The sequence below is a fragment of the Tumidithrix helvetica PCC 7403 genome, assembly GCF_965232925.1.
Taxonomy (GTDB): Bacteria; Cyanobacteriota; Cyanobacteriia; order Pseudanabaenales; family Pseudanabaenaceae; genus Tumidithrix; species Tumidithrix helvetica.
The window spans coordinates 1-20100 of sequence record NZ_CBDDRA010000050.1 but is presented as its reverse complement, the minus strand read 5'-3'; the positions used below and the strand labels follow the sequence as shown (position 1 = coordinate 20100).

The following is a 20100-nucleotide window of genomic DNA, read 5'->3' as shown; positions in this document are numbered from 1 at the left end:
TATGACGATTGACGATTTGTTGAAGATCCCGACGTTCGGTTTCATTTAACTTTAAGGGTGTAGGGGCTGATCTGGGCATAGCTCTTCTCTTTCATTTAGCTCACCTTCTATAGGGTAGCCCTATTTCCGCCCTGTTGTACTAGTTATACTCCAACTTTACGCTATGGCACTCTTTTTGTGCGTCCTTAAACAAAACCCAAACTAAACAGGAAGATGCTTATGAATGCCGATGAGATTCCAAAAGGTATCGATGGATGGAATTGGGGGGCTTTTCTACTCACCCCATTTTGGTCGCTTTCCAATCAGGCATGGCTAGGCTTAATTTGTTGGCTACCTCACTTAATCTTGAACCTAACATTAGCCATCTTGATGTCCAGTCAGAAAAATTTACTAGGAACAGCTTTAAATATCTTAGGTCTATGGAAGTTCTTGTTTTTCGTAGTTTATTTTGGTGTAGCAATATTCTTGGGTACATACGGCAATCATATCTCATGGGAAAAAACTAATTGGAGCAATGTGCAAGAATTTAGAGCCTATCAACGGCATTGGGCAATTGCTGGAATATGTTTTGGAATACCATACTCTTTGCTAAACTTTTACTTATGGGAAAGATTCACCGATTTTGCGTATTACATTGTTAATCAGTAGAAAAATTGGAGTGTATCTCATTAATACAGGATATCAAAGGGGAACAAGTAATCAACTTTTGAATAACGGAACGTATACCTATCTCTATGATGATGAGGGTAACAGAATCCAGAGGTCGAATTTTCAAGACATGTGGATATGATTGTCTAGGATATGGTGCTGTAGCAACTTTCCTATGGTCACAAGAGTTACCACGTCCTGAATCCTTTGATGGACTTTTCCCGAATATCCCCCCAGGTTATCCCGAGCCTAATATATCTAGGAATCAATGCTTTCAATTTGTAGATAAATAGTTTCATGAATTGAGGCATCAGAGCCTCGGAAGTCTGTTCCTACATTTTCTCCATTTCTTGGAGGTTTGCAAGAATTAATAAAAAAAATTAGAGGAAGATGAATCCGATCTTATTTTTCATAATCATGTCGCTTTTCTTGCTAATAGTGTACATTGTCTATGTAGTAAACCCTGTACCCAAAGAAGACAGTCGCTCACGCAAAGTAGTTAGAAATACTTTCAATCTCTTTATTGCTTGTTTATTGCTGGTAAGTTTTTGGAATTTTACAAACCAACCTACTAAAAAGCAAGGAATAATCACTGAGGATATCTCAATTTATCTTCATAACGATCTTCTATTTAAACTACCCAAAGGTGTAATGGTAATAGACGAAACTCCCAACGGAATCAATAGTATTGGACTGCTTGGTGATAGATTTATGTTTTCAATTATCTTCTCTAGCACCTCTGAAGATTTTGTGGATTTTTCCAAGACTATTAAGGAACCCTTTTATCTTCGAGTAAGAAGAAAGTAGCATAGAAAACTTGCAAAAGCCATTTGTGGGTAGGTGGGTATTGCTTACAATCAAAATATTTGCGTAGCTCAAGTATCATGCTATGCTTAGCCCTCATGAAAACGGACACGCTCTTTTATCAACTCTTCCAAACATTCCATTCGCTCCTTTTTGAGCTACTCGATCGCCCCGCATCCGAAGCAGAAGGCTATCAATTTAGTTCAGTTGAGGTGAAAGAAAAAGCATTTCGGTTTGATGGCGTTTTTATTCCATCCACCGAAGACAAACTCATCTACTTCACAGAAGTACAATTTCAGCCCAAAGATGACTTTTACTGGGAATTCCCAGCAGAAGTTTTGACCTATCTCAATCAATATCGCCCAGTCCAAGACTGGAAATCTGTAGCAATCTTCGCTCAGCGTAGTTGTGAGCCAGAGCCCTCCAAATTTTGCCAAGAACTGATCGACTCAGGTCGCATCGTGCGCGTGTATTTGGAAGATTTTCTAGATCAAGAAACAAACTCTGCGGGTATTTCGATTATCCAGTTAATTTTAGCCTCAGAGAAACAAGCACCTAAACTGGCAAAAGCCCTAGCAGCTAAAGTTGAGCAAGAACCAAACACAGATCTACAAGCCGAAGTAGTAAAATTTATAGAGACTGTACTGGTATATAAATTTCCCAAGTTAGGTCGTCAGGAGATTGAGAAAATGTTTACACAAACTGATTTAAAGAAAACTCTTGTTTATCAAGAGGCTCTCGAAGAAGGCAAACAAGAAGGCTTGCAGCTAGGCAAGCAAAGACAAGTTGCGATGCTGGTACGAATGCTAACCCGTAAATTTGGTCAAGTCAGCCCCAGATTAAAAACTCGAATTTCTAAACTATCTGCGGTGCAGCTAGAAAATCTCGCAGAAGCAATTTTTGACCTTGAAACGATCGCTGACTTAAATGCTTGGCTTAAAACTCACTAAGTTTTCGGTTTACAAATGTCGGGAATCAACAGGTTTGCCATCACAGATCAGTCTATACCTGTGGTGAATAGCAATCTGACATTCGATCTGGCGAGTAAGCTAACGGCTCTGACGCATTCGCGGAATGCAACGACGATCAATAGTAATGGGCTGACCTATGATGCGGCGGCAAGGGTGACGCAGTTGACAACGGTGGATGGCAGTAGTGGGTATGGCTATGATGCCACGAGTCAGCTTACGGCGGCGACCCATAGTTATCAACCATCTGAGGTGTTTAGTTATGATGCGTTGGGAAATCGCACGGGTTATGTCACGACTGCGAATAATCGTTTGCAGTCAGATGGCACGTTTACTTATCTCTATGATGATGAGGGAAATCGCACGCAAAGGACAAATATTGCCACAGGTGAGGTGACAAGTTATGTGTGGGATTATCGGAATCGCTTGACGGGTGTGGATACGAAAACCAGTGGTGGGGTGCTAACAAAGTCTGTGACCTACACATACGATATGTTTGACCGTCGCATTGCTAAGAGTGTTGACTTTGATGGTTCGGGTGCGGGGTTGGCAGTAGTTGAGCGGTATGTCTATGACCGCGACCATATTATGTTGGTGCTGAGTGGGCTTGGCATTCTCAAGGAGCGATATCTCTATGGTGCGAATTTAGATCAGGTGTTGGCGGTGGAGATCAATAATCAGGTAGGCTGGACGCTTTCTGATTATTTGGGTACGGTGAGGGATTTGGTGAGTAGTGCGGGTGTGGTGCAAAAGCACATCAAGTACGATAGCTTTGGCAATGTGACGGGTCAGAGTGCGCCACTTGTGAAGTCGCGGTTTGGCTTTACGGGTCGGGAGTTTGATACGGAGACTGGACTTTATTATTATCGTGCGAGGTATTACGATTCTGCGGTTGGTAGGTTTATTTCAGAAGACCCTATTAGTTTTGCAGGCGGTGATGTAAATCTTTATAGGTATGTTGGGAATAGTGCGACGAATGGAACTGATCCATTTGGTTATACAGCCATAACTTTTGTTGTTCCTGTAGTCGTTATTGGTGGGATTTTTTTGGTTGGTGGGGCAATAATTTATTACAGCACACGACGAAACTCAGGAAGTGCATCAGACTTCGGAGGTGCGCCAGAACTTTTTAATGATGTGGGAGGTCTAGGTAAAAGTTTGGGTGGGTTTACCAATAGTGCTGGAATTGGTTTCCCTGGTGGTATGCTCACTTTCCCGATTCCTCAAGAGAGTAGACCTACAATATACATATCTCCCAGTGGGCGCTATTCAGACCCAAATGCAATTAATCGCGGCAGAGATTTCGAGGATATTGGTGGAATCTGTAGTATCCCTCAAGGTTTTCCAATCCCTCTGCCTCTCTTTCCTCCATTTTTAAAAAGTGATGATTCTAAGCCACGCAAGAAACCAAAACCAAAGGTATCTGGTAAAGAAGGAGCAAAAGATGTTCCAAGTTGGGCACAGGGAGAAAGACCTTATGTTGGAGAGTCTGGGAAGAAGTTTGCGGAACGTCTTTTAAAAGATAGATATGGAGAAGGAAATTACGACACTACTCGCACAAACTCTGAATTCAGTAGAATAAAGAAATATGGGGATCGTTCTTTTGAATAAATTGCTCTTAGTTGTATGATCGACACTAAATTAATAGTTCCACCTGACTACTCGAATATATGGATACTAGGTATTCGTTTTAATCCTGATTCTGATATCCCAGAATTCTATACCCTGATGTTTTCAGCGTATGATCACGTTCCATTGATGTGTGAAGATAAATATATCCTTGCGTTCAGTAACATTGATTCACTCAAAGCATTTTGCAAAAAAGAATTTCCAGATTTGGAGACTGACTCACTCAATGTTGAATTAATATGTGAAATCGCAAGTATCCTTTATCTCATATCATCTGAACAAGAAGACTCCGAAGTAGATATTATTGATGGATTGAATATAATTTTCGATTTAATAAATGCAACAGACCAGAAGATAAAGGAACCAGATAAGCGTCTCTTATTTGCATTTGCAGATCATATGACTTTTACTAAGGATATAGCAGCATTTTTTGAAGAGAAAGACTTTACAAGAGAGGATTTGATTGATTCAATAATTTGGTGTGTAGGTTTAATCGTTACATCCATGAAGTTTATGCATAATTAGCTGTTTGGCAGTGAATAGATTAACGATCGCCTTCCTTTAATAATCGTTTACAGTCGGGGTGATGATGGCGATCTCACGCAAAGGACGAGGATTTCGACAGGTGAGGTGACAAGTTATGTTTGGGATTATCGGAACCGCTTAACTGGTGTGGATACGAAAACCAGTGGTGGTGTGTTAACTCGTTCTGTTTCTTACAAGTACGATATTTTTGACCGTCGGATTGAGAAAACGGTGGATCTTGATGGAGCAGGTGCAGGTACGGCAACAACGGAGCGGTATGTTTATGACCGCGACCATATTATGTTGGTGTTTGTGGGTTCTACGCTAAAAGAGAGATATCTCTATGGTGCGAATCTGGATCAGGTGCTGGCGGTTGAAACTACTCAAGTTTCTTGGACGCTTTCTGATTATTTGGGTACGGTGAGGGATTTGGTGAGTAGTGCGGGTGTGGTGCAAAAGCACATCAAGTACGATAGTTTTGGCAATGTCACGGCGCAGAGTGCGCCACTTGTGAAGTCTCGGTTTGGCTTTACGGGGAGAGAGTTTGACTCTGAGACTGGACTTTATTATTATCGTGCGAGGTATTACGATTCTGCGGTTGGTAGGTTTATTTCAGAAGACCCTATTAGTTTTGCAGGCGGTGATGTAAATCTTTATAGGTATGTTGGGAATAGTGCGACGAATGGAACTGATCCATTTGGTTATACAGCAATAACTTTTGTTGTTCCTGTAGTCGTTATTGGTGGGATTTTTTTGGTTGGTGGGGCAATAATTTATTACAGCACACGACGAAACTCAGGAAGTACTTCAGACTTCGGAGGTGCGCCAGAACTTTTTAATGATGTGGAAGGTCTAGGTAAAAGGTTGGGTGGGTTTACCAATAGTGCTGGAATTGGTTTCCCTGGTGGTATGCTCACTTTCCCGATTCCTCAAGAGAGTAGACCTACAATATACATATCTCCTAGTGGGCGCTATTCAGACCCAAATGCAATTAATCGCGGCAGAGATTTCGAGGATATTGGTGGAATCTGTAGTGTACCTCAAGGTTTTCCAATCCCTCAGCCTCTCTTTCCTCCATTTCTTACAATCACAAATAAAGAGGCGAGAGACCTTGCAGATGATTTGGGTTATAAGGAGACAAAGGATTATCCATTTAATGCTAAAGGAAAACCTGTGTTTAAGAAAGGTGAAACATATATAACACCTGACATTGATCAGCATAACGGAGGTGTTTGGAAAAAATTTAATAGTAAAGGTAAAAGAGTAGGAACTTACAATGAGGATTTAACGGAAAAAATTGGAGATTAATATGTGTAAATTCTCAATAGATTTCTTACCTGAAAGATATAAAGAAAATGAATATATTGGGCAGTTCGGAGTGATAACACTTGGCGATTTCTCCGAAAAATTCATCTCCTCTCTCTGTGATTGGGATGAGGAAAGTTATACAAAGCATTGGATTAAGTCAAGCGAAAGAATTTTATATGATTCTGATAGAACACTATTCATTACAAGTATGATTGACAATCCTTTTAACTATCAATTGGATTGTTGGATCGCATATAAAATTGGAGAAATGGTTTATATTCAGAATGAATTAATTATTCCAGAAACATACTTTATTTCAAATGGATTTAATTCGGAAAATCTATACTCCTATATTAGAGACAGGGAAATTTATTTGGATGATAGTAATCAAATATCCGAGTGGGTTGTGCCTTTAAAATGGATTGAAGATTATTATTTAAGAAGCAAAGCTTAATTTGAGAGCAGGTATCAACATCTTTATGTAGCTCAAGCATCGTGCTATGCTTAGCCCTCATGAAAACGGACACGCTCTTTTTCAACTCTTTCAAACCTTCCATTCGCTCCTCTTTGAGCTACTCGATCGCCCTGCCTCCGAAGCAGAAGGCTATCAATTCAGCTCCGTCGAAATCAAAGAGAAAGCCTTTCGGTTTGACGGTATTTTCATGCCCTCCACCAACGATAAACCAATCTTTTTAGCCGAAGTCCAATTTCAGCCCAAAGAAGACTTTTATTCCGAGTTTTCAGCCAAAATATTTCTCTATCTCAACCAATATCGCCCAGCCCAAGACTTGCAAGCCGTAGCAATCTTCGCACGACATACTTGCGAACCAGAACCTGACAAATTTTGCCAAGAACTAATCTCGTCAGGTCGAATTGTGCGGGTGTATCTAGAAGACTGGTTAGACCAAGAAACAAATTCTGCGGGTATTTCGATTATCCAACTAATTCTAGCTTCAGAGAAACAAGCGCCTAAATTGGCTAAAACTTTAGCAGCTAAAGTCCAGCAAGAAACCAACACAGATTTACAAGCCGAAGTAGTAAAATTTATAGAGACTGTACTGGTATATAAATTCCCAAAATTAACTCGTACGGAGATTGAGAAAATGTTTACCCATAGCGATCTAAAGAAAACCCGCGTCTACCAAGAGGCGCTCGAAGAGGGCAAACAAGAGGGCTTACAGCTAGGTGAGCAAAGAGGTTTACAACTGGGTGAGCAAAGAGGTTTGCAGAGACAGGCTGCTATATTGCTACGCCAACTAACCCGCAAATTTGGTCAAGTCAGCCCCAGATTAAAAACTCGGATTTCTAAGCTATCTGTAGTGCAGCTAGAAAATCTCGCAGAAGCAATTTTTGATTTTGAAACGATCGCTGACTTAAATGCTTGGTTAAAAACGCGATCGTAAGCTCAATGTCCTCAAACCTGCTTTTCGCATTAAAACTATTTTCGACCCTTGGCTGTGGCTCGATGGCTGGAGTTTTCTTTGCTTTCTCCACCTTTGTGATGAAAGCCCTAGCTCAGCTCCCACCACCACAGGGCATTGCGACGATGCAATCGATCAATATCGCGGTAATCAATCCTTTATTTATGGGGACGTTTCTTGGAACGGGCTTGGCTTGCCTTTGCCTGATTATTTTCACATTGCTAAACTGGCATCAACCCACTGCCGTCTACTTGCTTGCGGGTTGTCTGCTCTACCTGATCGGTACATTAGGTGTAACGATCGCCTGTAATGTGCCATTGAATGATGCGCTAGCGATCGTCAAACCAGAAAGCACTGAAGGGGCAAACCTGTGGTCTAGCTACCTTGCCAACTGGACTTTCTGGAATCACATTCGCACAGGGGCGGCATTTGCAGCAATGGCAGCATTTGCGATCGCGCTTCGTTAACTCCAATCTCAGCCAATCGATTCACTTTTTTCGTTTTTTTGTTGACGTTGCCAAGCTTGACGGTAAAGTAGCTCCAGTTCATTGCCAGCTTTTGTAAATAGTTTGACTTGCCCCGCATGAAAAGCCAAAAACAGACGATGAAACCCAGAAGCAATAATTGCCACGATTAAGCCTGAAGCTGTGGTAATTAGCGCTTCACCAATCCCTTGAGCGATATTTCCTGTCTTGGCATTCGCGACAGTATCGCCCACTTTTAAAGAGCTAAAGGAAATAATTAAGCCCGTTACAGTTCCTAAAAGTCCTAAGAGCGGCGCTAAAGTAATTGCGGCTTCTAAGAGCTTTTCACCCCGCATCATGTTGCTAAGCTCCTCATCGGCAGCACTTTCTAACGCCAGTCGAAACAAATCGGGATCGGGGTTTTCTAATGCTAGGGGCGCATGTAAAAACCGTCCAACGGGGGTTTTATTAGCAGCCTTGGCATAATCGGCAGCGATCGCTAGATCTTGATGAGCGATCGTTAAAATATTTTTAGTTGTTTTGGTTTCTTGTCTTAGTAAATTAAACCAAAACAAGCAACGCTCTATAATGCCTGCCAGCACAAAGATAGATAGCGCTGTTAGAGGCCACATGACTGGACCACCTAACTTAAATAGCTCCTCCATAAGAAATTCGTCCCTAACCTAGCGCATCTATTTTATTCTGATACATAGCTGTAAAATCTTTAAGTATTGCCATATTCCTAAAAAATCCAGTTTCTTGGGACTGAACTTATTTACTCAGAGCGTTAACTTACACATTCATTCAAGCCACTCGTTGACAATATTGGGAGAATCGTTACTAATGAGGCAAGAAGAAGCTACCCTTGTGGAAGGATGTCAAATCGAACATTTTTTGTTCGTCGAAGACACAATGGGAGAGCACAAAGTTCCATTAAGTGCCACCAGTTATTCATTAGGGCGATCGCCTGAAAATGATATTGTGCTGCACTCTACTTTAGTCTCTCGTCAACACGCTACTTTGGTGAGCATACCCGTAAAGCCTCCATTGTTTCTACTGTTTCGGATTGTCGATGGCAACATGGAGGGTCTACGCAGTACAAACGGTATTCAAATTAATGGTAAACCCTATTCTTCTTACGTCTTGATGCATGGAGATGTAGTTTATTTTAGTAGCAATACCAAAGCTTCTTACCGCATTGAGCCAGAACCAGCCTACAAAGATGGTGACTATACAGAAATTATCGCAACATTAACAGAACTTGCCAAAAGCTACAATGCCCAAAATCGCTTTAGCGAAGCAGAAGAATTTCTTTTGCAAGTTATTGAGATTAGTAAAAAGTCATATGGTGAAGACCATCTTGAAGTTGCTAAAAGTTTGATCGATTTAGCCGCAATTTATTATTCACAGCAACGATTTAGTGAAGCTGAGAATACCTATTTACAGGCTATAGAAATCAAGAAAAAACAATTAGGCGACGATCGCATTGAGCTGGCAAGTAGTTTAATCGATCTAGCTGCAATTTATAGTTCACAAAATCGTTTTACTGAATCAGAATCAGTGTTTTTAGAAGCACTAAGCATCAAGAAAAAATCCCTTGGGGCTGACCATCCTGAGGTTGCAGCAAGTCTAGTCGATTTGGGGACTTTATACTATTCACAAAAACGCTTTTCTGACGTTAAAAAGAGCTATAAACAAGCGCAAAAAATCTATAGAGAAGCGTTTGGCGATCGCCATGAGAGCACCTTAGATGTTCGCAAAAAACTATCAAATCTTCAGAATAAAACTCGTCCGCAGTGGCTATCTTTAAATGCAGCAATTGTAGCTTGTTTGCTTATTTTGTCTGGGGCAATTCTTTATGCTGTTTTTGCACAAAATCAGAGTAATTTACTCTGTGTTAAAATATCTGCTGATGGCAAAGAGCAAACTGTTCGTGGTGCTGAATGTCAAAACCTGACAAAAGATAAGCAAAATAAGTAATTTTTGTATCTTTAGCCTGAATTCTTTCTAATTAGTGAGTCTTGTGGCGAAATTTGTAAATGCGATCGAATATCCAGTTGTTAAAGAGGCAAGACTACAACTCGATGAGTTCAGTCCGCAGGTTAAGCAGCAACTCAAACTCGTGGAGGTCATTGCCTATGCGCTCAATCGTCTACCCGCAATGTATGCCACCACGCGACAGGGGTATTTCAACCAGTACGATCGCGCGATTACTGACTTAAGCACGCAAATCTCAGAAGTCGTGCGTCGTGGGTTTCAAATTGTGCAGACTGGCGATCCGCTCCATGATGTCACGCCATTACCTCAAAAATTACTCATGAACGAAGCGGGTGTTTTATTTGCACTACGCCAACTTTTTCGGAGAAGGATGTTGCGATGGAAAGACGTTCCTAATGCTGTCAGAGCCGCAATGGTCAGGAAAGGGAAAGTCAGTCATTTTGTTGAAGACAGCCAAGAAACAATACTCCAAATCGCTCCCACTGATAGCAATAAGGATGCTAACTATAGTTCTGAAAGCACTTATAGCCCGCGATCGCAGCGTGCCACCCAAGATATTAAATCTTACTTACAACGCTCTAGTCAAAAATCATCAGAGAAAACTAATAATCTGGCCAATTTAGTTTCTCAGGTTTCTGATATCTCTAATCTTGAGGAAAAAATTATCCTCGATGCCGTCGAATCTGACTGGGCAAGGGAAATCAAAGAGAAAGATTTATCCAGAATGGATGCACAAGAGCTAGAATCCTATACCTTAAGAGCGGAGCTGGGTTATACGAATGTGATGGAAAATTTAGTCATCTTAGCAATTCAAAAGATTGCTGCCACAGCCGATCTGGAGGAAGTTAATTTTGCAGAGGTGGCTGCCTATGCACTCAATCGACTGCCCCCCATGTATACCACCAGCGAACGCGGCTTTAAGTTTCTCAGCCAAAAAGGATTAGCAGAGGCATCTAGAGAAATCTTGAGTAAAGTGCGGAACGGTATTCTTAAGGTTTATGAGTATGGCGATCGTCCGCTATCTCCCATTCATTTCGATCGCTTTAATCAGGAATCGGAAGAAGCAATTATGGCATTGAGAAACATCCTAAATCGTGAAGACATCACGATTGCAAATGTCGTAGATATTGTTAAAGCGGCGATTTCATAGGCTTTGGGATTGTTTCGCTTGTAGTTTCTTTTTTGTTCTTATAGAGCGATTGGTTCATTTTTATGCAGTTTCAAGTATTTGTGATTGATGCCTTCACCCATCGAGTATTCCAAGGAAATCCTGCCGCTACAATACTTGTAGATGAGTTTCCTAGCGAAGAAGTCATGTATAAAATCGCGGCGGAGATGAATCTCTCGGAAACGGCTTTTGTAGTTAAACTTAGCCCCAATCACTTCCATTTGCGTTGGTTTACCCCTGCGATCGAAGTCAATCTCTGCGGTCATGCTACCCTAGCGATGTCTCACTATTTACGGGAGATTCAAGCGATCGATCCTCAGCTCCCTCTAACTTTTCAAACCCTGAGCGGAATGCTAAAGGTGGCTTTTGAAGATAGCCTAATTAGCATGGAATTTCCCGCTGCTCATCCTGTACCATGTTCGGCGCGATCGCTGGCTATCCTCCCTGAAATTCTTGGGGAGCGTTCCTTTCAATGCCTGGGACAGACCGACCAGTACATTACAGTAGTGCTAAATTCTGAATCTGATGTGGCAGCGTTTGAGCCTGACTTGCCTTCGATCGCGCAGCTAGATGGATTTGGGTTTATCATTACCGCGCTCGCCGATACCGATCGACCCTATGACTTTGTTTCTCGCTTTTTTGCCCCCAAAGCAGGAATTAACGAAGACCCAGTCACTGGTTCCGCCCATTGCACGCTCGCACCCTACTGGTCAGAGCAACTGGGTAAATCCACTCTAAAAGCCAAGCAGCTATCAAAACGCAGTGGAAATCTGGAAGTAGTGAATTTAGGCGATCGTGTCTTGCTCAAAGGAGAGGCAGTTACGGTGATGCAGGGCTATTTGACGATTTGAGAATTGAGTCTGGAGAACTTTAGCTGGAGGGCTGTAAATGTCTGAGATTCGGGTTGGAATTTTGCATTCTTTAACTGGCACGATGGCAAGCAGCGAGACCCCTCTCAAAGATGCAGCGTTAATGGCGATCGCAGAGATCAACCAAGCTGGAGGGGTACTAGGAAAGATTGTCCAGCCGATCGTTGAAGATGCGGCTTCAGATCCGCAAATATTTGCCAGCAAAGCCCTCAAATTGATTGAGGTCGATCGCGTTGTAACCCTGTTTGGCTGTTGGACATCTGCAAGCCGTAAATCTGTCATCCCAGTTTTAGAGGCTCATAATACCTTACTCTGGTATCCACTCCAGTACGAGGGTTTAGAATGCTCCAAACAGATTTTCTATACGGGTCTATGTCCAAATCAACAAGTGGAACCCGCTGTAAGATGGCTACTAGAGCATATTGGCAAGCGTTTCTATTTGGTTGGTTCTGACTATGTATTTCCGCGAACGGTCAATAAAATCATTAAAGCCCAACTCAACCAACAGGGAGGGGTGCTCGTCGGCGAAGCCTATAAGCCCCTTGGTAGTATTGAGTTTGCATCAATTATCTCTGAGATCGAAAACGTAAAGCCCGATCTAGTATTCAGTACGATCAATGGGGATAGCAATCGTGCATTTTACGCCCAATATCAGCAAGCAGGAATCTTTGCCTCTGAAATTCCCATTATGGCAGTGAGCGTGGCGGAAGTGGAACTACAAAATCTAGCAACTTCTGCGATCGGGCATTATGCCAGTTGGAGCTATTTCCAAAGTTTAGATACGGAGGCAAATCAAGCATTTGTCAAGAATTTTCAGTTAAGATATGGCGATCGCTATCCCACCAGCGATCCGATTGAGGCAGCCTATGCTCAGGTTTATCTCTGGAAGCAAGCAGTAGAAACAGCTCAATCCTTTGAGAGCGATCGGGTGAGAAATGCAGCCTACGGACAAACCTTTGCAGCTCCTAGCGGTGCGATCGCCATTGAGTCCAATCATCACGTTCGCAAGTCCTGTAGAATTGGCAAAATTGGCTCGGATGGTCAGTTTCAGATTGTGTATACAAGCGATGCTCCGATTCATCCCCTACCTTGGATGGGCGTCGAACAATTCATCCAAAACGCTAAATTGAAACATGATTTTGGGGCTGATTCTCCAAGCGCGGGTGCGTCCCGCCAAGCAGATTGGAATCCGGATGCGATTATTGACTTACTGGCTGAGGTTCCTCAGAGTATCGATTACATCTGCCAGTTAGAGCAAACATCGAACCAACTTAAAGAGACCCTAAGCCAATTGCAAAGGGAAATTGATGAACGCATCCAGTCTCAAGAAGCACTGTTTAAAGCTAATCAAGAAATTAGTTCGCTGAATGCGATGCTCAAAACCGAAAATTTGCGTATGAATGCCGAGTTGGCAGTGACCCGCCAATTACAGAAAATGATTTTACCAACGGATGAAGAACTAAAAAATATTGAAGGCTTGGATATTGCTGGCTTTATGGAACCTGCTTCTGAAGTGGGTGGTGACTACTATGATGTGCTACAACTGAATGGCAGGGTAAAGATTGGCATTGGGGATGTTACAGGACATGGCTTAGAAAGCAATGTCCTGATGATTATGGTACAGACATCCGTGCGAACCTTGCTTGCCATGCAAGAGAATCTCGATCATGTCAAGTTTCTCGTCAACCTCAACCGCGCTATTTTTGATAACGTTCAGCGCATGAAATCTGATAAAAACTTAACGCTTTCCATCCTAGACTATGAAGCAGGTAATCTCTATCTCAGCGGTCAGCATGAAGAGATGATCGTCGTGCGCCAAGGTGGTATCTTGGAGAGAATTGACACCATTGATTTAGGCTTCCCTATTGGTCTAGAGTCCAATATTTCAGATTTTGTACATCAGACCCACATTCGATTAAATCAGGGCGATGTTGTTGTGCTCTACACCGATGGCATTACTGAAGCTGAAAACATCCAAAACGAACGCTATGGCATAGAACATCTTTGCGAAGTGGTTCGTCTAAATTACGCGCTGTCATCTACGGAAATTTGTCAAGCGATCGTTAATGACGTCCGTTCTTATATTGGCGAACAGAAGGTTTATGATGACATCACGTTACTCGTTCTCAAGCAAAAGTAAATAAGCTTGGTTGACTGTTGTTCTACTGTTGCCCGATCGCTCTAGCAGGGCTTGTAACATCTATGTTTGAGCTGGCATGTGAAGGAGCCATTTTGCTTGAAGGAACCACGAGAGGCAAGACAACGGTTAACAGCGCGATCGCAACAATATTGATTACAAAAGATTGACCAAATTTGGAGCTGGGGATGTTTTCATCTTTGTTGTATTCGGGTGACATCGATTTATCTCCTTTCTTTCTCTATGATCTTAATCATCACATCTGTTTTAGGTTAGACGTGTGATGCTAGTTGCCTGTTCCTTGTGATATTAGTGACCTATTTTCTGTGATCTCTATCACAACTTGGAGCAACCTATAGCTGGAAATCTCGGGAAGGCTAACATAACGTTTGAGAAGTTGCCATAGTAATTTGCATAAATAATGAGGCTTACTTCCAATAAAAAAGCTCCCCTTTCAGAGAGCCTTTTTATTTTTAATGAGAGACTAGACTATCGGATGGATTAACCGTTGATCGCAGGAGCCGTTAGAGCCACAGGAGCAACATCAATAGCAGCCAAGTCGAGAGGGAAGTTGTGTGCATTTCTTTCGTGCATGACTTCCATACCCAAGTTAGCGCGGTTGATTACATCTGCCCAGCTAGGAACGACGCGTCCTTGGCTATCTTGGATCGATTGGTTGAAGTTGAAGCCATTCAGGTTGAATGCCATGGTGCTGACGCCCAAGGATGTAAACCAGATGCCGACGACTGGCCATAGTGCCAAGAAGAAGTGCAAGCTACGGCTGTTGTTGAATGAAGCATATTGGAAGATCAAGCGACCGAAGTAGCCGTGGGCTGCAACGATGTTGTAGGTTTCTTCTTCTTGTCCGAATTTGTATCCTGCGTTGGCGGACTCGTTCTCGGTGGTCTCACGAATGAGGCTGGAGGTTACGAGCGAACCGTGCATGGCGCTGAATAAGCTACCACCGAATACGCCTGCTACGCCCAACATGTGGAAGGGGTGCATCAGGATGTTGTGTTCGGCTTGGAATACGATCATGAAGTTGAAGGTGCCGGAGATACCGAGGGGCATGCCATCAGAGAAGCTGCCTTGTCCGAGGGGGTAGATCAAGAATACGGCGGTGGCTGCAGCGACTGGGGCGCTGTATGCTACGGCGATCCAAGGACGCATACCGAGACGGTAGGATAGTTCCCATTCACGTCCCATGTAGCAGAAGATGCCGATCAGGAAGTGAAATACTACGAATTGGTAGGGTCCACCGTTGTAGAGCCACTCGTCGAGGCTGTCTGCTTCCCAAATGGGGTAAAAGTGCAAGCCAATGGCGTTGGAGGAGGGCACGACTGCGCCAGATATCATGTTGTTGCCGTATAGCAAGGAGCCGGATACGGGTTCGCGAATGCCGTCGATGTCCACGGGGGGGGCGGCGATGAAGGCGATTACGAAGCATGTGGTGGCAGCGAGCAAGCAGGGGATCATCAGGACGCCGAACCAACCTACATAAATGCGGTTTTCGGTGCTGGTGATCCAGTTGCAGAACTGATCCCACAGACTAGCGCTTTCGCGTCTTTGTACTGCAGTTGTCATTTATTCTGATACCTTTGAGTTAAGAAGTATTTGTAAGAGTTAACTTACATTTAAAATTGTATCAAAATGTTAAGCAATGTCAATAGTGATTACTACAGCTTGACTATCAATTTAATATTTGCTTAAGGATTACTTGAGGGCATACCAATTTCAAAGTCCCTCCAGCCCAGTTTTGTAAGGGGAAAGAATTCATTACAAAACAATGAAGGGGCAATCCTCCTGCGATCGCCCCAAACATATTGGGCAAAGACAGGAGCTATGCCCCTACATTAGGTATTTTGTTTGATGGAAATAGCCTAAATGCGATCGCCGCTATTCATAAATCCATGTGGAAATGCTGGGCTGCCAGTTACATAGTTCAGATGGGGTGAACCAAAGCGCGATCTCACGCTCGGCAGTATCTGGTGCATCGGAACCATGAATAATGTTACGACCGACATCAACCCCAAAATCACCACGAATTGTGCCGTTTTCCGCATTGAGGGGGTTGGTTACGCCGATAATCTTCCGCGCTGAAGCGATGACACCCTTGCCTTCCCATACCATGGCGACAACAGGCGCAGAGGTAATAAAGTTAACTAAACCTGGGAAAAAGGGTCTTTCCTTATGCTCGCCATAATGCTTCTCGGCAAGTTCGCGGCTCACTTGGACAAGTTTTAATCCTACTAGCTGAAATCCCTTAGATTCAAAGCGTCCGATGATGTTTCCCACCAAGCCACGCTGAACACCGTCGGGCTTTACCGCCAAAAAAGTACGCTCCATATCTGTAGTCTTAAGTTCTATAACGATTACCCGAAAATTATTTCATGATTAGGTTGCTTGTGATGCAGCCTTACCAACCATGCTCGGTCAAAAATTCGGGTGTGATTGCCTGAAGTATCGGCTCTTGCTTGTTTGGAGCAGTTCTTGGATAACGCAAAAACTTCTCGACATATTTGCCAATCATGTCTGCTTCTAAATTAATCTTGCTGCCCAGACTCAAATATTTGAGATTTGTACTGTCATAGGTATGGGGAATCACGGCAACACTAAAGCGATCGCCCAAATCACTACATTGCGATACGGTCAAGCTTATGCCATTCACGGCAATGCTACCTTTAAAGACAATATATTTCGCTACTTCGAGCGGTGCGTCAAAGGCGATCGACCATGAATCGCCCTGTAACTGTCGATCGCATAACGTACCCACGCCATCAATATGCCCCGAAACAAAGTGTCCGCCCAATTTATCCCCGACGGCTAAAGCGGTTTCTAAGTTTACATATTTGGAATTTCTGTCTTGTAAATTTGTGCGGCTCAATGTTTCAGGCGATACATCCGCAATAAATCCTGAAGATGAGATAGTGGCGACGGTGAGACAAACTCCATTCACCGCTACACTATCACCGATCGCGATTTTGCTTCTCATCTCAGGACAACGGATCGCGATTTGGTAGCGATCGCATTGCTCGACTTCTCCTACAGCTTGGACTAAACCTGTAAACATACGGTAACTGCTACGTACAGAATGTTTCATCATATCGTGGCGACGATATCAAATGCCGCCACGATATTCTAGGATTATTTTTCGGTTGGAAGCACAGATGCAGTTTGCCCAAACAGAACTTTTTTACTTTCTTCTGTCATGGTTGGTCGATCGGAAAAAGGTTTGGCTTTCGCATAGGCTCGGATAACCGCAGGGCGATCGCGCATCGCTTCAAACCAACGTTTGAGATTGGGAAAGTCAGCGAGGTTTTGTTGTTGTCTTTCGTAGGGCACAATCCAAGGGTAGCAAGCCATATCCGCAATGGAATATTCGCCAGCAATATAGTCCTTTCCTGCTAACTGTCGATTGAGCACACCATAGAGACGATTGGTTTCCTTGACATAGCGCTCGATCGCATAGGGAATTTTTTCAGGAGCATACTGGGCAAAGTGATGATTTTGACCAGCCATCGGGCCTAAACCGCCCATTTGCCAAAACAACCATTCCATCACCGTTTTGCGATCGCGCAGGGTAACAGGCAGAAATTTTCCTGTTTTCTCTGCTAAATATTGCAAAATTGCGCCCGACTCAAAAACTGAAATGGCTTCGCCGCCATCAAGGGGGTCTCGATCGATCGTGGCTGGCATGCGATTGTTAGGCGCGATCTTTAAAAAATCAGGCTTGAACTGATCCCCAACTCGAATATCGATCGGTCGAATTTCGTAAACTAATGCAGCTTCTTCTAAAAAGATAGTAACCTTATGACCGTTGGGTGTAGGCCAATAGTAAAGCTCAATCATGTTTATCGCTCCTTAAAATGAGGGTATCGCTCGGATTCGATCGATTCTGAAGTAAAGGGAATGGAATATAGCATAGGCAATTTTAGAATCAGATTGCTATTCCCCTTGAGGAATATGCTGCGATTTGGGAGAATCTACCATCTTTAAGCGATCGGGGTTGCTGCTTACTTTCCCCAAGCAAACTTTTTCATGAAAGATAAAAGCTTGTTAGAAAAAGGAGCCTCTGTCTCAGACTTCGCGATCGCAGGTGGCGCATCTCCTGTAATCCCAATCAGTTCGTAAACTCTTGATGGTTCCATATTTGGGAAACCTAGCTTAAAACTGCGGTCAATAATAATGCGATCTTGGAGCTGCTCGTAAGTCTCTTGCGAGATCAGCAACTGCGTTTCGAGTTTGCGATTGGCAAGGGCAATGCGGCTGACAACATCTACGACATTGCCGATCACAGTCTTGATTTGCGGTTGGGCAGGATTTGCAGAAATTAAAATAGCGCGATCGCAGTGGATGCCAAGACTCAGACGCAAAGGCTGGTAGGAGAGCTGACTGAGGTGCACGTTAAGTTCGTTCACTGCGTCTAGGAGTGCTAGCCCTGCCCATGCAGCCCGTTCGGCAATGCGATCGTCACTTTCGACACCAAATACCGCCATAAAGGTGGAACCAACAAAGCTGTTAACGCTACCACCATAGGCATTCACGGTTTTATTGACCAAGTAAAAAAAGCGATTCATGATGTAGACCACATCATAGTGGAAATTTAACTCATCGAAATTTGAAACGCCTTGAATGGATGCAAACAAGAGGGCGACCTGCTTGCGATCGCTTGACGCGCCAGAGGTAAGCTGATTTTCTACAATATCAATATCAGCATTGTCAATCACCAAACGCCTCACAGTTACATCTCCAGTAACGCGAGTTTGACAAGCAAGGCGAATATGAACGGGAAAATCCAGTTTTTTAGCGAGAGCTCTTTCTGCACTCGTAGGTTGACCGCATTGCTCAACCCCATCAAGCACCATAATGCGGCAAGTTGAGCAAAGGGCATTCCCACCACAGGCATGAGTGATTGGCACCTCGGCAGCAAGGAGCGCATATAAAACACTTTCCTTTTCCTTAATCGGAGCTTGTGTATCGTCTGGCAAGCATTGAATTGTTGGCATGGAGTTTTTGCGATCGCTTAAGTTAAGTATACATATACCGTTTACGCAGCAAATGGCTATACGGTTTTAAGAGTAATCGAAAATACTACCTTAGATAGAATCATAACTGATTCCAATATCTCCTACAGTGCTAACGTGCTGGGCTTTAAATTAGCAGAGGGACGCTTGCACCCTCACAATTGCAACATGGGAAAATTCAACTATCTAACGTGGAATACTTTTGGAAACCCCAAAGATAGAAATGACTTGCACTTTGAACCAATAACTTTACTTTTTATCAAACTATGGCAAATTTGGAATTGGTGATTTTTGATTGTGATGGTGTGCTGGTCGATAGCGAACCCATTGTGAATCGTATTTTTGCTGAAACATTAGCAGAGGCTGGCTTCGCGATTACCTACGAAGAAGTAACTCGACAATTTGTAGGAAAGTCTTTTGTAACCTGTCTAGAGATGATAGAACAAATCTACGGCAGACCAGTTCCTCCCAGTTATCTGGCGCGCAGTAAGGAACGGGAAATCGCCGCATTGAAACAAGAACTTCAAGCAACCTCGGGAATTGCTGAAACATTAAAGGAGATCGCCCTACCGAGATGTGTTGCTTCAAATAGTAGTCCTCGTCATATTCAATTGGTCTTAGGACTAACGGGACTATTGCCTCATTTCGACGGAAAATTATATAGCTGTCACCATGTCGATCGCCCTAAGCCTTTCCCCGATCTATATCTCCATGCAGCAAGTCAAATGGGTAAGGCTCCAGAAAATTGTATTGTAATTGAGGATTCAGTAACGGGCGTGCAGGCAGGAAATGCAGCAGGGATGAGCGTGTTGGGTTATGCCCCACGCGATCGCAGTAATTCTTTGCATCATGAGGCACTGATTGCCGCTGGTGCAACATTAGTTTTTGATGATATGCGCCAATTACCAAATTTGTTGGAACAATGGAAATAATGAATTGCAATTTATACCATTTTCAAAAAATGATGCAACACATCTTTTTGAAAAGACCGCGCTCTGCGCGGAACTCAAACCTCGAGGGAGCATCTCAATTAGGCACTGAGCAAATATACTTAGGGGCATAGAAATAACCGTTGAGGTAAGCACAACGATGCTTCAAGACTTGAGCAACATTGTGACGGTTCCATTGAGCACCAGA

General features: G+C 43.2%; 20 protein-coding genes. 13 read left to right on the top strand and 7 right to left on the bottom strand.

What is annotated here, in order from left to right; all coding sequences use genetic code 11:
• Positions 1-219 precede the first annotated feature (219 nt).
• The 8 genes from ACP2WE_RS25315 to ACP2WE_RS25280 all read left to right on the top strand — a co-directional run bounded on the left by ACP2WE_RS25315 (position 220) and on the right by ACP2WE_RS25280 (position 7770).
• The gene (locus ACP2WE_RS25315; RefSeq protein ID WP_425218299.1) at positions 220-648 is read left to right on the top strand and encodes a hypothetical protein; all 429 of its coding nucleotides are present in this window, start codon (positions 220-222) and stop codon (positions 646-648) included.
• 902 nt (positions 649-1550) lie between these two features.
• Positions 1551-2402, top strand: coding sequence for an Rpn family recombination-promoting nuclease/putative transposase (locus tag ACP2WE_RS25310; protein ID WP_425218298.1), 852 nt, complete (start codon positions 1551-1553; stop codon positions 2400-2402).
• Between the two features lie 15 nt (positions 2403-2417).
• Positions 2418-4031: an RHS repeat-associated core domain-containing protein gene (locus ACP2WE_RS25305; protein ID WP_425218297.1), complete on the top strand. Its 1614-nt coding sequence runs from the start codon at positions 2418-2420 to the stop codon at positions 4029-4031.
• Between the two features lie 15 nt (positions 4032-4046).
• Positions 4047-4574, top strand: a complete 528-nt coding sequence (locus ACP2WE_RS25300; RefSeq protein WP_425218296.1) for a hypothetical protein — start codon at positions 4047-4049, stop codon at positions 4572-4574.
• 147 nt (positions 4575-4721) lie between these two features.
• Positions 4722-5882, top strand: coding sequence for an RHS repeat-associated core domain-containing protein (locus tag ACP2WE_RS25295; RefSeq protein ID WP_425218295.1), 1161 nt, complete (start codon positions 4722-4724; stop codon positions 5880-5882).
• Between the two features lies 1 nt (position 5883).
• Positions 5884-6336 (top strand): hypothetical protein, encoded by a 453-nt coding sequence (locus ACP2WE_RS25290; protein WP_425218294.1) that lies wholly within the window; start codon positions 5884-5886, stop codon positions 6334-6336.
• 46 nt (positions 6337-6382) lie between these two features.
• A complete protein-coding gene (locus ACP2WE_RS25285) occupies positions 6383-7285 on the top strand; it encodes an Rpn family recombination-promoting nuclease/putative transposase (protein WP_425218293.1) in 903 nt (300 codons plus the stop codon).
• Between the two features lie 5 nt (positions 7286-7290).
• Positions 7291-7770 (top strand): anthrone oxygenase family protein, encoded by a 480-nt coding sequence (locus ACP2WE_RS25280; RefSeq protein ID WP_425218292.1) that lies wholly within the window; start codon positions 7291-7293, stop codon positions 7768-7770.
• Between the two features lie 8 nt (positions 7771-7778).
• On the opposite strand, the gene ACP2WE_RS25275 is transcribed toward ACP2WE_RS25280, so the two are convergent.
• Entirely contained in the window at positions 7779-8399 is a 621-nt protein-coding gene (locus ACP2WE_RS25275) for a MotA/TolQ/ExbB proton channel family protein (protein ID WP_425218291.1), read from the bottom strand.
• 211 nt (positions 8400-8610) lie between these two features.
• On the opposite strand from ACP2WE_RS25275, the gene ACP2WE_RS25270 reads away from it, so the two are divergent.
• The 4 genes from ACP2WE_RS25270 (at position 8611) to urtA (ending at position 13942) form a co-directional block, all read left to right on the top strand.
• Positions 8611-9747, top strand: coding sequence for a tetratricopeptide repeat protein (locus tag ACP2WE_RS25270; RefSeq protein ID WP_425218290.1), 1137 nt, complete (start codon positions 8611-8613; stop codon positions 9745-9747).
• Between the two features lie 43 nt (positions 9748-9790).
• Entirely contained in the window at positions 9791-10915 is a 1125-nt protein-coding gene (locus ACP2WE_RS25265) for a late competence development ComFB family protein (protein WP_425218289.1), read from the top strand.
• 62 nt (positions 10916-10977) lie between these two features.
• A complete protein-coding gene (locus ACP2WE_RS25260; RefSeq protein WP_425218288.1) occupies positions 10978-11784 on the top strand; it encodes a PhzF family phenazine biosynthesis protein in 807 nt (268 codons plus the stop codon).
• 37 nt (positions 11785-11821) lie between these two features.
• A complete protein-coding gene (urtA, locus tag ACP2WE_RS25255) occupies positions 11822-13942 on the top strand; it encodes an urea ABC transporter substrate-binding protein (RefSeq protein WP_425218287.1) in 2121 nt (706 codons plus the stop codon).
• Positions 13943-13964: 22 nt separating this feature from the next.
• Here the strand turns inward: urtA and ACP2WE_RS25250 are convergent, their stop codons facing one another.
• From ACP2WE_RS25250 to ACP2WE_RS25225, 6 genes are all read right to left on the bottom strand, one after another.
• Complete coding sequence (locus ACP2WE_RS25250; RefSeq protein ID WP_425218286.1) at positions 13965-14159, bottom strand: hypothetical protein; 195 nt, start codon at positions 14157-14159, stop codon at positions 13965-13967.
• A gap of 281 nt (positions 14160-14440) precedes the next feature.
• The gene (gene psbA / locus ACP2WE_RS25245; protein WP_425218285.1) at positions 14441-15523 is read right to left on the bottom strand and encodes a photosystem II q(b) protein; all 1083 of its coding nucleotides are present in this window, start codon (positions 15521-15523) and stop codon (positions 14441-14443) included.
• Positions 15524-15835: 312 nt separating this feature from the next.
• Positions 15836-16285, bottom strand: coding sequence for a nucleoside-diphosphate kinase (gene ndk, locus ACP2WE_RS25240; protein WP_425218284.1), 450 nt, complete (start codon positions 16283-16285; stop codon positions 15836-15838).
• Between the two features lie 70 nt (positions 16286-16355).
• Positions 16356-17042, bottom strand: coding sequence for a riboflavin synthase (locus ACP2WE_RS25235; protein WP_425218283.1), 687 nt, complete (start codon positions 17040-17042; stop codon positions 16356-16358).
• Between the two features lie 41 nt (positions 17043-17083).
• On the bottom strand, positions 17084-17788 hold the full coding sequence (locus ACP2WE_RS25230; RefSeq protein WP_425218282.1) for a glutathione binding-like protein: 705 nt from the start codon (positions 17786-17788) through the stop codon (positions 17084-17086).
• A 164-nt stretch (positions 17789-17952) separates the two neighbouring features.
• Positions 17953-18945 (bottom strand): adenylate/guanylate cyclase domain-containing protein, encoded by a 993-nt coding sequence (locus tag ACP2WE_RS25225; RefSeq protein WP_425218281.1) that lies wholly within the window; start codon positions 18943-18945, stop codon positions 17953-17955.
• A 284-nt stretch (positions 18946-19229) separates the two neighbouring features.
• On the opposite strand from ACP2WE_RS25225, the gene ACP2WE_RS25220 reads away from it, so the two are divergent.
• Complete coding sequence (locus tag ACP2WE_RS25220) at positions 19230-19895, top strand: HAD family hydrolase (RefSeq protein WP_425218280.1); 666 nt, start codon at positions 19230-19232, stop codon at positions 19893-19895.
• Positions 19896-20100 lie beyond the last annotated feature (205 nt).